Genomic DNA, 15775 nt, shown 5'->3' with positions numbered 1-15775 from the left:
TTGCTTGCGGAAGAGCGGTCTCCTGGTTGAGCCACGCAGCATTTTTGCGTTATCTCTGGAACTGCTAACGTCTCCAGTGCGTCGCGTGAGAATGCACAATGAAAACACCGTTACTGGTTTCCGTGGTCGATGATGACGAGTCAGTGCGCGAGTCGCTTCCGGACCTGATCCGGGAACTTGGATTTGAGGCACGTGCGTTTGAATCGGCAGAAGCATTCCTTCATTCCGGATACATTGCGCAGACAGATTGCCTCATTCTCGATCTGATGATGCCGGGGATGGGCGGTCAGGAACTGGCTCTCGAACTGAGAGGGCGAGGCATCGGCATTCCGATCATATTCATAACAGCGAATCACAGTCACGGCGCACGCCTGAAGATGCTGAACAACGAGGCAATTACATGTCTCTACAAACCGTTTAGCGATGTCGACTTATCGGAAGCACTGATTTCGGCTGTACAAAACATGGGAGGAAAACATCCTTGAGGTTCTGGAGAAGTTTATGAGCACGCTATACGCAGATACCCGGAATGTGACGTTGTCGCGAGCAACAATACCGTCTCCAATGGTCTTCATTGTCGACGACGATATTTCTGTGCGCGAGTCCGTTGAGTCACTGCTTCGCCATGAAGGATTCGCGGTGGAGAGCTTTGTCACCGCAAGCGCTTTTCTTGAACATCCCGTGACATCGGGACCCAGTTGCATCCTGCTCGATATTACGTTGCCGGGTGTGACTGGCCTCGAGTTGCAAAAATCGCTTGCGGTCGAGCGGCAGGCAATGCCAATTATCTTCATTACCGGTCGCGAAGATGCACCCACCATCGTGCAGGCGATGAAAGCGGGCGCAGTGGAGTTCCTGACCAAGCCGTTCCGGGATGACGCGTTACTCGATGCAATTCGCGCGGCGATCGAGCGAAGCGAAGGGCTGGTGCTGCGCGAACGCCGCAAGACCGCGATCAGGGAACGATATGGCGATCTCACGCGGCGCGAGCGCGAAGTACTGTCGCTGATTACGCAAGGCCTGCTAAACAGGGAAATCGGCGACGAATTGGGAATCAGCGAGATTACCGTGAAGGCGCATCGTGGTCAGGTCATGCGCAAAATGGAAGCGGAATCGCTTGCCGAATTGATACATATGGTCGGCGATGGAGAAATCTAGCCGATAACCGGTTGGTGCCCGCGCCGTGTTGCAACTATGCTCGCGCCAACGGCCGCCGCGTTTTGCTGACAGCGCGTGGCTCCTTTTTCGGTGCGGCCGGCTGATTCGCGACCCGACGTTGCACGACGTCGATGATGTGTTCGGAAAGGCGCGGGTTGTTGATGAGGCGCGAGACCGTGATGGCACCGACGAGTGCGGACATCGTGAAAATGGTCTCCGCCTCGGCATCGGCGCTGCCATCCGTCAGCGACAACGCCATTTCCATCAGCCGCTCCAGTGCGTCCGATACACCCTGACGAATGGGCGCGTCCGCGAGCGCCAGCTCGCTGCCTGTCTGAGCGACAGGACATCCACCCATTTCATCATCGCGATACTTCGACGACAGATAGTCTTGCAGATACTTGACGAACGCATCGGGCCCTTTCGCCAGCGCGGCTTCGGCCGCTTCCACGAAGACGCTGATGCTTGCCGTGCTGGCTTCGGCGACCAGTTCATCCTTGGACTCGAAATGCCGGTAAAACGCGCTGTGCGTCAAACCTGCGGCGACCATGATCTCGCCCACACCCGTCGCACCAATGCCCTGACTCTTGAACATCTGCGACGCGACCTCGACGATATGCTTGCGGGTCTCCGCTTTCTCTGCCTTCGACTTTCTCATTGCAGTACTCCTTCAAGGCATTGCGCTGCCTGAGTCGTTCGATACTAACATGAATTAGAAAATCAAACTAAACTAAACCGTCAAGCCTGTTTTACCTTCGCGTCCATGCGGCCGACGATGATCACCATCATCACTGCGAGCGCGAAAATTGCTGCACCCGTCCACATCGATGCGTGCAGATTGACATGGTCGACTACCACGCCGCCAATCAACGAACCGAGGCTGATGGATAGCTGGAATACCGAGGTGTTCAGGCTCTGTGCGGCTTCCGGCGCATGCTGGGTTTCGCTGAAGAGCCAGAGTTGTGTGCCCACGGGTGCCATGCCCCACGAAAGCGCCCATACGAGCAGGCTGACGATCGCGACTACGGGGTGACCTGGAAGCGCAGCCAGCGCAATCAGCGCACCAAGGAACAGCGCCGCATTTCCATAGACCGTCTTATGCAGATCGCGTCCCGCGAGTGAGCCACCGAGAAAGTTGCCGGCGACAGCGAGAACGCCGTATGCAAGCAACAATGCACTGATCGTATTCGGCTCGAACCGGGCAAGCTCCCGAAGATATGGCGTCACAAACGTGTAGCCGGAGAACTGGCCTGCGACGATGAAAACGATCGTCAGGTAGATTGCGATCACCTTGCGGGATTTCAGCAAACCAGCAAAGTCGCCGATAGTTGCGCCGCGTTCGACGTCGATTCTGGGCAGTGTGAAAAGCTGCATCAGGAATACGATCACGGACAGTACACTTGCTACCACGAATGCCATGCGCCAATCGTAGTGCGCTGCAATGTACGAACCCATCGGCACGCTCACTACCGATGCCACGGAAATACCCGAGAACACCAGCGATGAAGCCTTGTGCACCTGGTCTTCGGGCACGAGTCGCGCAGCAGCGGTAATAGAAATCGACCAGAAGCCGCCTACGCCGATGCCGAGTATCAGCCGTGCAATCACGAGTACCGCAAAATTCGGTGCCATCGCCGACATGACTCCGGAGAAGATCACCAGCGCCGTCAGACCGAGCAGCACAATGCGACGATCGAGACGCCGAACCGTGAGTGCGGTCACGGGCGCTGCGATGAAGCCAAGCACTGCCGTTGCCGTGACCGTCAGACCCGCTGTGCCTTCGGAAACACCCAATCCTTTAATGATGCCAGGCAGCAGGCCGACGGGCAGGAACTCTGTCACCACCAGAGCAAATGCGCCCAGAGCAATGGCCCATACGCCGGGCCAGGACGACGTGGTGGTGTTCGCCGCGTCTCGGGTAGTCAACGTTGTCGACATGACTCTTTCCTTCAATCTGAATGTCTGTGGCGATTCGTCTGCTTTGCACTACCGTTGTTCGGAGTCGAGCATCTTCTCGCGGGAGAGCCGGACGGGTGTTCATCCGTCCGGCTGAGAACTGCACCGCTTAAGCAGTCAGTCCACCGTCGACGGTCAACGTCGCGCCGTTCACATACTTCGCTTCACTGCTTGCGAGGAACGCGACAGCGTTGGCAATGTCATCGCCCTTGCCATACTCGCCTGTGGGGATAAACGGCTTGGTGATGGCTGCGAAGTCGCCGCTTGCGGGATTCATATCGGTATCGATTGCACCAGGCTGGACAAGATTGACGGTGATCCCGCGATCGCCGAGTTCGCGGGAAAGTCCTTTAGTAAAGGAAATCAGCGCGGATTTCGTCATCGAATAGACGGTGAGGCCGGGCCAATAGACGTTGTTGGCGAAGAAGCTCCCGATCGTGATGATGCGGCCGCCTTTGCCGAGATGCGGAATCGCTGCCTGACTGGCCGCAATCGGGCCGCGAATGTTCACACCGAGTTGCGCATCGATATCTTCCTGCGACATCGACTCAAGAGGAGCCACCCGGATGATGCCCGCATTGTTCACGAGAATGTCGAGGCCGCCGAGAAATGCCTTTGCTTCTGCAACCGAGCGTTTGACGTCGTCGAGCTTCGAACTGTCTGCCTGAATGGCCTTTGCGTTTCGACCGGTTGCCGTCAGTTCCTGAACGAGTTCATTGGCCTTGTCGGCGCTCTTTTCGTACGTGATGACCACGTCCGCGCCTTCGCGAGCGAGCTTCAATGCGATGGCAGCGCCAATCCCGCGGCTTGCACCCGTAACCAGTGCGCGTTTTCCTTTAAGCAACATGATGATTTCTCCAGTGAATTAAAAAGTCGTACTCTGTTGATGTCAGGCGGTTTCGGCGTTTGCAATCGCCTTCATCCGCTTGACGGTTTCTTCGGTCGTCCACACTGCGTTGGCCAGATAGCGGTAATTGATCATGGCCGCCAGATAGGCGTCGCCTTCATCGTTCCGGCCGCCTGCGATGGCATCCCGCACCATGGCGACTTCCATGCCTTCTTCGATGATGTCGCGCATGTGCCCTTCAAGGCAGATGTTCCCGACGGGGCCGGCCATGATCACCTTCTCGATGCGTCGCATGCGCAACTGCTTGATCAGATCGTTGGTGCGCGCCGACGCGCCTTTGTGCGGCGAGGTATTGGCTGTTTTTCCGTCCTGCAGGTACTTCTTGTAACGCTCCGGGTAATCCGCGCCGGATCCTGCGAAGCCTTCCAGGTCCACAGGATCCTTACGGCCAACGAAGCTGACCTGTGTCGCGAGATAGTCCGAGATCGCACCGCCCGGCGCCACCCATTGAGCGTCGGTCGGAAAGTAGTAGTGCGGGGAATGAATGACAGGGAAGCCGTATTCCTTGGCGGCTCGCAACAGTTCCTCGATGTGATCCGGGACGTTGTTGGCCTTCAGGCTGTGCTCGATCATCGGATAGTAGCTGCCGCTCTCCGACAGGAACTCGTTCTGAATGTCGGCCAGTACCAGGGCGGTGTGGCCCTTGTCGAGCTGCATCTCGGGATTGCGATGGGTGAACGTGAACATTCTGTGCATCCTCATTCAATAAAGTAGTACAGCGAATCAATCTGACTTCGAAGCCTGCCGGAAACTGGCAGATGAGCAATCGACTACATCACCGTGAACCGTCCGCTTGCTCGTCCGACGGCGTCCTGTTGATTTGCCGTCATTTAGATAAGTGAACTTCACTAAACGGAAAGTTAAGTTTTCTTTCCTAAGTTGTCAAGGGAATTTGCTGGCGGGTAGGTGGGAGAGACGCCGGATGTGCATGGTGCGAGCATGCCGTCGGGAACGAACGGGCGTACGGAAGAGCCGTCAAAGGCCCGTCCATGCAAGCTTTCAGCGCTGCGTCAATGAATCGTGAAGCGGTTCAGACAGTCGCCTGACGTGCGCATCGAAATTGTCATTCTCGTTTTGGAATACAACGATAATCCAGAAATTGTCCGGATCGTCGGCATGCTTCAGGGGCGATTCACGCGCCTCCAACGAGGCACATGAATGCGTGCGATGGAAGGTCGTTGGAAGCGTTACATCGCAGCGCGCGTGGCGCGGCGGATTACCTGCGGCGGTTGGCCATATGCGCGCAAGAACGCTCGACGCATGCGGTCAGGGTCGCCAAAGCCGACATCGCGTGCAATGGTCTCCATTGAGTGCCGGCCGGATTCGAGCATCAGACGGGCCGTTTCGGTTCGAAGATGTTCGATTGCTTTTGCGGGCGTATGCCCGGTTTCTTCATGAAACGCGCGGCTGAACTGTCGGGGACTCAGATGAACAGCATGCGCGAGATCTTCGACCGACAAGCCGGTGTGGAGATGTTGCCTTGCATAAGTCAGTGCTTTCTGGATCCTGTCTGATCGGGGACGAATGTCGAGGAGCACCGAGTGTTGGGTCTGACCGCCGGCCCGGCGGTGATAGACAACGAGTTTCTTCGCCACCAGCCGCGCGAGCTCGCCGCTCACGTCCTGTTCGACAAACGTAAGAGCCAGGTCGATGCACGCAGTCGCACCGGCGGATGTCCAGACAGCGCCATCGTTGACGAAGATGCTGTCCTCTTCGACTCGCACGTCCGGATAGTCCTTTCTGAGCTTGGCGGCGTGAAACCAGTGTGTAGTTGCACGCTTGCCTTCCAGCAAGCCGGCTTGCGCAAGCGCGAACGCGCCGGTGCATGTCGCGCAAATCCGCCTCGATCGTACGCATGCTTTCTTGAGAAAGGCAACGAGAGCGGGTGCGGGTTCGAGTGCGTCGTTGTCGCCAACCACGATGACCGTGTCGAAATCGTCGTCGCCGAATCCAACCGTATTGACTTCGACGCCCGACGAGGACATCACGAGGCCGCCCGATTCGGATAGCAGCGAGACGTCATATAGCCGTTCGCCATGACTGATGTTCGCGAACTCGAAAACCGACACGACCCCGAGATTGATGAGAGAGAACCCGGAATACAGGACAACACCGATTCGCAGCATGGCAGTTCCCGATGACCTGAAAAGACGGAAGTACGACATTTCTGGCGTATGAGTGTACGCTTAATATTGCACCCGTGCCCGGCGATCAGGCCGGCTTCTTTCGGAGAATGAACATGAATGCAACGAAGTTGGGAACAGCGCTGATTACGGGTGCGTCGTCGGGTCTCGGTGCGATTTACGCAGATCGCCTTGCGCGTCGCGGCTATGACCTGGTGCTGGTCGCTCGCAATGAAACACGGCTCGATCAGCTTGCGAAGCGGCTCGTGACCGAGACTGGCCGTGACGTTCGCACGGTCGTCGCCGATCTGGAGAAGGCCGAGGATCTGCGTCGCGTTGAAGACCTGATTCGTGATGAGCAGGGACTGACGATGCTGATCAACAACGCAGGCGTTGGAAGCGCGGCGCCGTTGCTGCAAGCGAACGTCGACAAGATGGAGTCGATGATCGATCTGAACATCACGGCCCTCACGCGCCTTACCTACGCGGCGGGACCGGCTTTCGTGGCTCGCGGCGGCGGTACGATCGTCAATATTGCTTCTGCCGTGGCCATTGCGCCTGAGTTCCTCAATGGTGTGTATGGCGCATCAAAGGCGTTCGTGCTCGCGTTGAGCCAGTCACTGAAGCATGAACTCGCAGACAAAGGTGTGCGTGTGCAGGTTGTTCTGCCGGGCGCTACGCGCACAGAGTTCTGGGACGCGGCGGGCACTCCCGTCGACAGCCTGCCCGCCGAGATGATCATGTCTGCGGACAACCTGGTCGATGCTGCGCTCGCCGGCCTCGACCAGGGCGAGTTCGCGACCGTGCCTTCGCTTCCGACAGTGGATGGCTGGAACGCCTTTGAAGCTGCGCGTGCAGCGCTTGTGCCGCAGGTATCACTGGCCAAGCCTGGCGCACGTTACAACGTGCAATAAAGCGGTAATCGTGTCGCTGGCGCAATTCGCCAGCGACAAAGCCGTATCGTCACTCTCGCAGCGTTTTGATGACGCTGCATCGAGTGACAGAGGTTCTTGGCGTCAGCCCGCCAATTGCAGCGCCTTTCGATCCAATGTATATCCATGCGTCACTTCGACTATTCATGTCCAACCTTGCGCAGTTGCACGAGAAGCGTTAAGCGACCAGCGGTGTCTGGAGTATGAAGCGAGCGACGCGATGAAAAACCTAGACGAACAATTTTCCGGACTCGTGCAGCAGCATGCAATCCCTCAGAATCTGAATGAACTGCTCGACTGCACGAGATCGGACAGTAAATTTCGGGTAGATCAGATTGATGTCGTAAATGATGGGCTGGGAAAGTGGCCTGATAATCAATCCCGCCCAGAGATCGTTCCCGGCGCAGAATTCGTCGACCAGTGCTACGCCTAGCGAACGTTTGGCCAGAGCGCATGCGAGTTCTGCGCGAGGAACTTCAAATGTCGGCGTGAGCTCGACTCCATAACTCTCAAGTAGAGAACGGACCATTCTGCCAAATGCAATGCTTAGCGAGGGAAAGATGGTCTCGTGCTCAACCAGATCAGAAAAGGAAATTGTTTTGCGGGACGCAAGCGGATGGTCTCCCAACATTGCGCAAACAATTCTGCTTTTACCTAGTGTTTCGACTGTCAGGTTTGGATTGCTTAGCGGAAGCAATGTGATCGCAAGATCGGTTTTTTTACTGAGCAACTCAGTAGGAACATCGATAGTTAGCGTGGTGTAGAAACGGACTCGCGTTTTCGGATTGCGACGATGAAACATCTCGATCGCGCGAGGCAATAAATCCAGGCCAAGAGCGGGGCTGCAACTCACGCTTATTTCAATCGTGGACTGATTGGCAAGATTTTCAACGAAGCGATCCACGTTTAATGCGGCATCGTAGACGGGCTGAACTTCTTCGAATAGCGCTGTCGCGGCGGGCGTGGGCAACAGCTTTCCTCCTGTGCGCTCGAAGAGCTTGATTCCCAGGCTGGTTTCAGTGTGATTGAGCAAGCGGCTGATCGCAGGCTGTGAAACATACAGCATTCGCGCGGCCCCGCTGACAGTGCCAGTCAGCATCACGGCGCGGAACACTTCCATTTGCCGAAGCTTGAATTTCACCTGCTCCTCCCGTCGCCTTCCAGAAGATTTCTGATAGTAAATGGTTTGTTGTCGGGCTGTAATATGTATTGAAAATACATTAATCAGGAGTGTCGATTGAGACTCCCGTGCTGAGAAGCTGCATCAATTCTTCGTATAAAACGATCTGAGAAGCGTCGCGCGCGAAATTTTGCAAGACCGATTCTACGTGCCAACCAGGAAATTCTTGTTGCCGCTAAGCGCCCGAATCTAAAAACGTGCATGCACGATGACGCTCAATACTTTCGTCCAATTGTCATTTGACTGGGCGCGTGGAGTAATTGAGTTCGTCATCTCAACGGTTCACACCGCCTAAGACGACGCTCCGTTTGCAGAATCCCGGGAGAATGCATGTCGACATCACCCACGCGAAACGGCGAACAGGCTGTCCCCGCACCTTCGGGGCTTGGCGTGGCGGCCATCGCGTTGGGCGCTTTCGCTCTCGTCGTCACAGAGTTCCTTCCGATCGGTTTGTTGCCGGGAATGGTGAAAGGCCTCGGCATTTCAGAGGGAACAGCCGGTCTGGCCGTTACCGTCACGGCGGCCTGTGGGTTTATCTCGGCGCCCGTAACCGCACTGTCCGTCGGCAGGTTGGATCGTCGTATCGTTCTGCTCGGACTGTCATCGCTCGTCGTGATTTCAAGCTTGCTGTCGGCGCTCGCGCCGAACTTCGAGCTCCTGTTACTTGCACGTGTGATTATCGGTATCGGCGTGGGCGGGTTCTGGGCGATTTCGATTCCTGCTGCTGCACGGCTGGTGCCAACGGACAAAGTGCACAAAGCGTCTTCATTGGTATTCGCGGGTATTTCCGTTGCCACGGTCGTGACTGTTCCAATGGGCTCGTTCATTGCCACTCACTATGACTGGCGAGTTGGGTTTATCGCGGCAAGCGTGCTGTCGATAGCGGTGTTCCTTCTGCAACTGGTTGCGTTGCCCCGGATCGCAATGGAGCGCGGCGTGGCAGCGCGCGACTTTTTGAGCCTGCTGAAGTCGCGCAGGATAGTCGCGATCTATCTCGCGATTGTTTTTTGCGTGTCGGGGCAGTTCGCGGGCTATACCTTCGTGACGCCTTACCTCATGCAACTTGGGAGGTTCGACACGACCACGATCAGCGTGCTGCTGTTTGCTTACGGTCTGGTGGCGGTTGTCGGCAACTTCATTGGCGGCACGCTCGCCGGGCTTGATCTTCACAAAACGGTTTATGGCAACGTCGCACTGTTTCTGGGTGCGCTGCTAGCGATGTCTGCGTTTGCGCACAGTCCGCTTATCGCAACCATCAGCCTGATGCTCTGGGCAGTGGCGTGGGGCATGACGCCCGTGGGCACCCAACTGTGGCTGTTCAATGCCACGAAACACGCGCCCGAAGCGGCGCAATCGATGAACACGTCCGTGTTCCAGCTTTCGATCACGCTGGGTTCGCTGATGGGTTCGGTGGTGGTCGATCACATCAATCTGCACGCGTCCATGTGGCTCGGCTCGTCGATCCTGGCCCTCGCCATGGTGATGGTGATCATCGTGGGGTGCATGGATGCCGTGGAGGCGAAGTAGTAGCAGGGCGGATCAGCCCGTCGCCACACACGCGATTACATCCCCCTTTGACAGCTCCCCAGCCGTGTCATGATATATTGCATATCAAAGCGCTAACCGCCCCGTAACCAAGTCAGGCGGCGGACGTTTGCCGCCTGCGCGAACCGTAGGCGCAACTGGCAGGAATGTTCATTCGTGCGCGCGGTGCGCGCTCAATCCGGGTTCCACCATGTTCGATCCATCGCTGCTTGGCCGGCTGTCGTTCGTTCCCGTCGACGTATCAAAAGCGCCGTTGCCGCCCGGCCGCAACCGGCTCGGCATCGCCGGCGAACGCGACGCTGTCCTTTACGTTCCCACGCACCTCGACACGAGCAAGCCTGTGCCCTTGCTGGTGATGTTCCACGGCGCGGGCGGCTTTCCGGAAAAGGTTCTACCCTTCTTCGAAGAGCACGCGGAGCGCGACGGCTTTCTCGTGCTCGCGCCACATTCGCTCTATCCGACATGGGACATCGTGATCGGCGGTAGCGGGCCGGATCTGGAGCGACTCGCTCGCGCACTTGGCGAAGTTAGCGCACGCTACCGCATCGACAGTGCGCATCTCGCCTTCGCCGGCTTTTCGGACGGCGCGAGCTACGCGCTGTCCATCGGCATTACGAACGGCGATATTGCGAGCCATGTGATCGCCATGTCCGGTGGCTTTATGTCGGTTTTCATGCAGGAAGGCGCGCCCAGGGTGATGATCGCGCATGGCCTCGCCGACGAGCAGTTGCCCATCGAAACCAGCGGCCGCGCGAACGCGGCAAAGCTGAAAGCGGCGGGCTATGACGTGCAATACGTCGAATTCAATGGACCGCATGCCATTCAGCCTGCCATCGTCGGCATGGCGGTGCAGTTCTTTCTCGCCTGATGCGCGCTCTGCCGTCAGCCGCGCCACCTTCAGACAACGAGTGCGTCTATGGACTTTGAAATACCGGAATCACTGGTGCATCCTCTGCTCGCGATGATCGAATCCGGTTCGCCGCTCGCCATGCAACTCAATCAGCACGGCACATGTCACGGCAGCCTCGTGGTGTCGAGTGCGCTATTCGATTCGCGCTCGCTGAATACGCTGTACTCGCTGAGCAAGGCGAACAACGAACGCGCGCTGATGTTCCAGATGCTCGCGCTCGACAATATCTACAACGCGCCGCAAGCGCGCTGCATTCCGGGCCTCGATCAACTCGTGCCGGGCCTGATCGCGTATCTGTCGCGCGATGCGATCGACGGCTGGCTCTATAGCCGCGCGAAAGACGGCACGCTCCTGCCGTGGCTCGTGCGTCGCATGCGCGTGGTCGAGCCGGACCAGGGCATGCCGTATGTCGTCGTCGATATGCTGGCCAACACGATGCAGTCGGCCAACTCGGAACGCACGGAGCATCACATGCGGCTCTCCGGCATGACGACCTCGCTCGTCATCAACCGGCATGACATCGTGAACCGCACGATTCCCGAGTTGCTCGCGGAGTTCGGCTTTTACAAGGAATGCCCTGAATTCAAGCTCGAATACGAACGGCATGCACAGCGTTTCCTCGACTATCAGCCGCGGTTTGGTGCGCAGTTCGTCGTGTCGAAGGCTGCCTATATCGTCGATGCAAAAGCGGGTGCCGAGTTAATCCGTATTCCCGACGGCGTGAGCGCGAAGTGCGTGAACGACGAAGAGACACTCGAGCGCCGCTTCCAGATGACGGCCGATGCAGAGTTCTGGCGTGGTGCGGGCCTCGCGAGCGGCTTCGACAAGGTGCCGTTGCATTGTTACGTGTGCCTGTTTCATCTGGAGTGGCACCGCAATATCTGGGTGCATGTGCAGCACATGAACGCGTATCGCTATCAGCCCGAACTGCGCGACAAGTTGGTCTTGCCCGCGCATCATCGCGATCTGATCGACATTCTCACGTCGAAGACCAATGTCTTCGTGCAGGACTTCGTGCCGGGCAAATCGGGCGGCACGACGATTCTCTGCCAGGGCGCACCTGGCCTTGGCAAGACACTGACTGCGGAGGTCTACTCGGAAGTGGTCGGCAAGCCGCTGTATCGCGTGCATTCGGGGCAACTCGGCACGACGGCGGCATCGGTCGGCGCGGCGCTATCGGGCATCCTGCAGCGCGCGACGCGCTGGGACGCGATCATGTTGCTCGATGAAGCCGATGTCTATATCCGCCGCCGCGACAACGATCTGGAACACAACGCAATCGTCGCGGAGTTTCTGCGCACGCTCGAATACTTCAACGGCTTGCTGTTCATGACGACCAATCGCATCGACGATGTCGACGATGCCATTCTGTCGCGCTGCATTGCAAAGATTCACTATGAGACGCCGCCGAAAGCCGACGCGCTCCGCTTGTGGAAATTGCTTTCCGTGCAACTGGGCGCGGATCTCGACGACGCGCTGATCGAAACGCTGACGAATGCGTGGCCACAATCGAGTGGCCGCGACATCAAGGAACTGCTCAAGCTCACCACCCGCTATTGCCGCGCAAAGCAGATTCCGCTTTCAGAGGATGCGTTCAGAACCTGTGCGCTGTTTCGCGGACATGCGTGAAGTCTGACTATCGGCGCTCACGCACTGCAATCACCCGATGCTGTGCAACCGCATAAATCGCCGCAGCGTCGCCGGATTGATTGACGACATATCCGCCCGTGAACGCGCCGAATGCGGGCAGCACGCCGTATCGCGCAGCGAAGCGGAAGCACGGCACGCGCACGGAATCCGCACGGCTTGCGATCACATAGACGGGATGCTGATGACCTGCAAGCACGTACGCACCTTCGACCACTTGCGGGTAATGACACAACGCCCACGGCCCCTGTCGCCACGGCTCGAAAACCGTTTCGATGGCTAGCGATGGCGGCAATAGTCCTGCGTGCCGGTCGTGATTGCCTTCCACCATCACGATACGGATCGACGCATGCCGCGTGCGCCATTCTTCGAGTGCAAGCGTGGTCTCGCTGCCGAGCGATTCGCGCCCATGCAGCAGATCGCCGAGAAACACAATCGACTCGGGCTTGTGCGCAGCGATCAACGTATCGAGCCGCGCAAGGTCGCCGCCTGTCGTGCCGGCGGGAACGGGCACGCCACGCGCACGAAACACGGCGTCCTTGCCGAAATGCGCATCGGCGATCAGCAGGCTCTTGCGCTCAGGATCGAACGCGGCGCGCTGCGCTGACAACTGCAGCGGATAGCCATCCACTTCTATGTTCAGGGTTTCGACCATCATCGTTGCGCTGCCTTGTCGAGATCGGCGAGCATCCGTTCGATACGATCCGCGAGCTTCTCGGTGCTGACCTTCTCACGAATGCGTCCGACGATCAGTGGAAACGCAAACGGTGTCGGCTTTTTCGGGTGCATCAACGCGAGCCTGTTTGCTCGCATCGAATCGAGCGCGCGCTGGATGCGGTCGAGTTCGAGTTCCTGCAAGCGCACTTCGCTGTCGGCTTGCGTGAGCAGCAGATTGCCGTTGTCATGCTTGCGGAACACTTCGTAAAAGAGACCACTCGATGCCTGCAATTGCCGCGCGCTTTTCTGCTGGCCGGGATTCGCCTGAAAAACCAGACCCGCGACACGCGCGATTTCGCGAAAGCGCCGCATGGCGAGTTCGGATGCGTTGAGGCTGTCCATGATGTCGTCGGCAAGACGCTCCGCGGAAAACAGGCCTTCGGCGATCAGCGTCGCCCAGTCGAATGGTTGCGACGACAACAGTTCGAAGCCATAGTCGTTCGCGGAAATCGAGAACGTGCCGGGCTGATGACGCGCGGCGCGCCAGCCGAGCAGCGATGCAAGGCCGATATGCGCAATGCGCCCCGCAAACGGATAGCAGAAGAAGTGATGACCTTCGCGCGTGCGCAAGACCTCAGTGACCAGCACACCAGCTTCGGGCAAAGCCGACCAGCTTGCCTGCAATTCCAGCAATGGCCGCACGGCAATCATCTCCGGCTCGATGTAGAGGCCGCGCTCCGCTTCGGCGAGCATCGCGAGTGTGGCGTCCGCCAGTTCGGACGATAGCGGCATCTTGCTGCCCGCCCACTGCGGCATCGCACCGCGCGATGAAGCCGCCTTGCGCACGTAGGCCGTCATGTCGCGCACGCGCACCAGTTCGAGCGCGCGTCCGCCGAAGGTGAACACATCGCCGGGCTTGAGGCGCGAGATGAACGATTCCTCCATCGAGCCGATCCGCCCACCCGTGAGCCACGCGACGTGCAGCGTCGCATTGGCGACGATGGTGCCGACGTTGCTGCGGTGCCGGCGGATCAGATCGTCGCGCAGCACGCGATACACATCGTCATCGCCACGCACCACGCGATGAAAGTCGGGATACGCCCGCAGCGATGAGCCGCCACGTTCGACGAAGGTCAGCGCCCAGTCGAATTCCTGCTGCGTCAGATCGCGGACCGCAAATGTGGTGCGCACCTCGTCGAACAGTTCGGGCGCCTTGAAGCCGCCGCCGATCGCAACCGTCACGAGATGCTGGACCAGCACGTCGAAAGGCTTCCGCGGCGTATCGCGGCCTTCGATACGCCGCGCTTCGACCGCGCGCCGCGCGGCGGCGGCTTCGACCAGTTCGAGTGCGTGCGTCGGCACGATCGTGATGCGCGACGCGCGCCCCGGTGCGTGGCCCGAGCGGCCCGCGCGCTGCATGAGCCGCGCGACGCCTTTAGGCGAGCCGATCTGGAACACGCGCTCGACGGGCAAAAAGTCCACGCCGAGATCGAGACTCGACGTGCACACCACAGCCTTGAGCTTGCCCGTCTTCAGGCCATCCTCGACCCACTCGCGCACCTCCTGCGCGAGCGAGCCGTGATGAAGCGCGATCAATCCGGCCCAGTCCGGGCGAAGTCCCAGCAGCGCCTGATACCAGATTTCCGCCTGCGAGCGCGTGTTGGTGAACACGAGCGACGTGCGCGCTTCGTCGATCCCTTGCGCGACCGGCTCCACCTGACGTGTGCCCAGATGCCCGCCCCACGGAAAGCGTTCGATGGTGGCGGGAATCAGCGTGTCGATGATGAGCGTCTTCGGCTGCATGCCGCTCAAGGACACGCGCGGCGTGCGCACGGGCGCGAGCAGCACATCGGCGGCGAAGGCGAGATTGCCGAGCGTCGCGGAGAGTCCCCACACCTGCAGATCCGCGCGCCAGCGCGCGAGATGCGCGAGCGCGAGCTGGCTCTGCGTACCGCGCTTGTTGCCGAGCAGTTCGTGCCATTCGTCGACCACGACGAGGCGCACGTGCTTCAGTTCTTCGCGTGCATCGCTACGCGTGAGCATCAGCGAAAGGCTTTCGGGCGTCGTGACGAGTGCGCTCGGCATGCGCCGGCTCTGGCGCGCGCGTTCCGTCGAGCTGGTGTCGCCCGTACGCAGGCCGATAGTCCACGGCACGGCGAGCTCGCGTGCGGCATGTTGAAGCGCGCGGGCGGTATCGGCGGCGAGCGCACGCATCGGCGTGATCCACAGTACGGTCAGCGGATCGGGCAGCGCGCGTGGCGCGTGATCGCCGTAGGCCGCCATCGCGCCGAACCAGACGGCCCATGTCTTGCCCGCGCCCGTCGTCGCGTGCAACAGGCCGCTCGCACCTTGCGCGATGGCGCGCCATACGTCGCGCTGGAATGCGAAGGGTTGCCACTCGCGCGCGTCGAACCACTGCTGGACGCGAGCATCGAACGGTATCTTTGACCGGTCGGGATCGGGCGAGTAGGCGGCCGGGACGAAGGCTTCGGGTGCAGGCGCGGCGGCGCGTGTGGTCGGAATGCGGCGCGGACGGGGCGCGCGGCGGCGCGTGTCTGGGGTGGCTGCGTTGCGCTCGGGATCGATCGGATCGGTCATGGGGTGAGTTGCATCGAAGACGCCCAATGGTGCCGTTGCCAGGCAATATGCATAAGTGCATCAGCCAGCACGCCGCATGCCTACGCGGGCAACCGTAATGAAGCGCGGCCCGACGATCATGAACCAGCCGTATTTTCAGCGTAAAATGCGACTGCCGCCGCG

General features: G+C 59.2%; 14 protein-coding genes. 6 read left to right on the top strand and 8 right to left on the bottom strand.

Annotated features, from left to right (window positions below):
- Positions 1–98 precede the first annotated feature (98 nt).
- Together DK391_RS05845 and DK391_RS05840 are read left to right on the top strand one after the other, a co-directional pair.
- Positions 99–485, top strand: coding sequence for a response regulator (locus tag DK391_RS05845; RefSeq protein ID WP_109477048.1), 387 nt, complete (start codon positions 99–101; stop codon positions 483–485).
- A gap of 16 nt (positions 486–501) precedes the next feature.
- The gene (locus tag DK391_RS05840; RefSeq protein ID WP_109477047.1) at positions 502–1158 is read left to right on the top strand and encodes a response regulator; all 657 of its coding nucleotides are present in this window, start codon (positions 502–504) and stop codon (positions 1156–1158) included.
- 34 nt (positions 1159–1192) lie between these two features.
- Here the strand turns inward: DK391_RS05840 and DK391_RS05835 are convergent, their stop codons facing one another.
- From DK391_RS05835 to DK391_RS05815, 5 genes are all read right to left on the bottom strand, one after another.
- Positions 1193–1816 carry a TetR/AcrR family transcriptional regulator gene (locus DK391_RS05835; RefSeq protein ID WP_109477046.1) on the bottom strand — a complete coding sequence of 208 codons (624 nt, stop codon included), beginning with the start codon at positions 1814–1816 and terminating at the stop codon, positions 1193–1195.
- An 80-nt stretch (positions 1817–1896) separates the two neighbouring features.
- Positions 1897–3096 carry an MFS transporter gene (locus DK391_RS05830; protein WP_109477045.1) on the bottom strand — a complete coding sequence of 400 codons (1200 nt, stop codon included), beginning with the start codon at positions 3094–3096 and terminating at the stop codon, positions 1897–1899.
- Positions 3097–3223: 127 nt separating this feature from the next.
- The gene (locus DK391_RS05825) at positions 3224–3961 is read right to left on the bottom strand and encodes a 3-oxoacyl-ACP reductase family protein (protein ID WP_109477044.1); all 738 of its coding nucleotides are present in this window, start codon (positions 3959–3961) and stop codon (positions 3224–3226) included.
- Between the two features lie 42 nt (positions 3962–4003).
- The gene (locus DK391_RS05820) at positions 4004–4708 is read right to left on the bottom strand and encodes an isochorismatase family protein (RefSeq protein ID WP_109477043.1); all 705 of its coding nucleotides are present in this window, start codon (positions 4706–4708) and stop codon (positions 4004–4006) included.
- 500 nt (positions 4709–5208) lie between these two features.
- Complete coding sequence (locus DK391_RS05815; RefSeq protein WP_109477042.1) at positions 5209–6147, bottom strand: GlxA family transcriptional regulator; 939 nt, start codon at positions 6145–6147, stop codon at positions 5209–5211.
- A gap of 113 nt (positions 6148–6260) precedes the next feature.
- On the opposite strand from DK391_RS05815, the gene DK391_RS05810 reads away from it, so the two are divergent.
- Positions 6261–7058: an SDR family oxidoreductase gene (locus tag DK391_RS05810; protein WP_109477041.1), complete on the top strand. Its 798-nt coding sequence runs from the start codon at positions 6261–6263 to the stop codon at positions 7056–7058.
- A 247-nt stretch (positions 7059–7305) separates the two neighbouring features.
- On the opposite strand, the gene DK391_RS05805 is transcribed toward DK391_RS05810, so the two are convergent.
- Positions 7306–8217, bottom strand: a complete 912-nt coding sequence (locus tag DK391_RS05805; protein WP_162600694.1) for a LysR family transcriptional regulator — start codon at positions 8215–8217, stop codon at positions 7306–7308.
- 369 nt (positions 8218–8586) lie between these two features.
- Here DK391_RS05805 and DK391_RS05800 point away from each other — a divergent pair, with 369 nt between their 5' ends.
- From DK391_RS05800 to DK391_RS05790, 3 genes are all read left to right on the top strand, one after another.
- Positions 8587–9783 carry an MFS transporter gene (locus DK391_RS05800; RefSeq protein ID WP_109477039.1) on the top strand — a complete coding sequence of 399 codons (1197 nt, stop codon included), beginning with the start codon at positions 8587–8589 and terminating at the stop codon, positions 9781–9783.
- Positions 9784–9991: 208 nt separating this feature from the next.
- Positions 9992–10669 carry an esterase gene (locus DK391_RS05795; protein WP_109477038.1) on the top strand — a complete coding sequence of 226 codons (678 nt, stop codon included), beginning with the start codon at positions 9992–9994 and terminating at the stop codon, positions 10667–10669.
- 48 nt (positions 10670–10717) lie between these two features.
- Positions 10718–12340 (top strand): ATP-binding protein, encoded by a 1623-nt coding sequence (locus DK391_RS05790; protein ID WP_109477037.1) that lies wholly within the window; start codon positions 10718–10720, stop codon positions 12338–12340.
- Positions 12341–12347: 7 nt separating this feature from the next.
- Here DK391_RS05790 and pdeM read toward each other — a convergent pair whose 3' ends face one another.
- Complete coding sequence (pdeM, locus tag DK391_RS05785; protein ID WP_109477036.1) at positions 12348–13016, bottom strand: ligase-associated DNA damage response endonuclease PdeM; 669 nt, start codon at positions 13014–13016, stop codon at positions 12348–12350.
- Positions 13013–15613, bottom strand: a complete 2601-nt coding sequence (locus DK391_RS05780; protein ID WP_109477035.1) for a ligase-associated DNA damage response DEXH box helicase — start codon at positions 15611–15613, stop codon at positions 13013–13015. The genes pdeM and DK391_RS05780 overlap by 4 nt, the downstream gene beginning before the upstream one ends.
- Positions 15614–15775: the final 162 nt, after the last annotated feature.

This window comes from Paraburkholderia sp. C35 (genome assembly GCF_003121405.1).
Taxonomy (GTDB): Bacteria; Pseudomonadota; Gammaproteobacteria; order Burkholderiales; family Burkholderiaceae; genus Paraburkholderia.
This window is presented reverse-complemented; position numbering and strand designations above follow the sequence as displayed.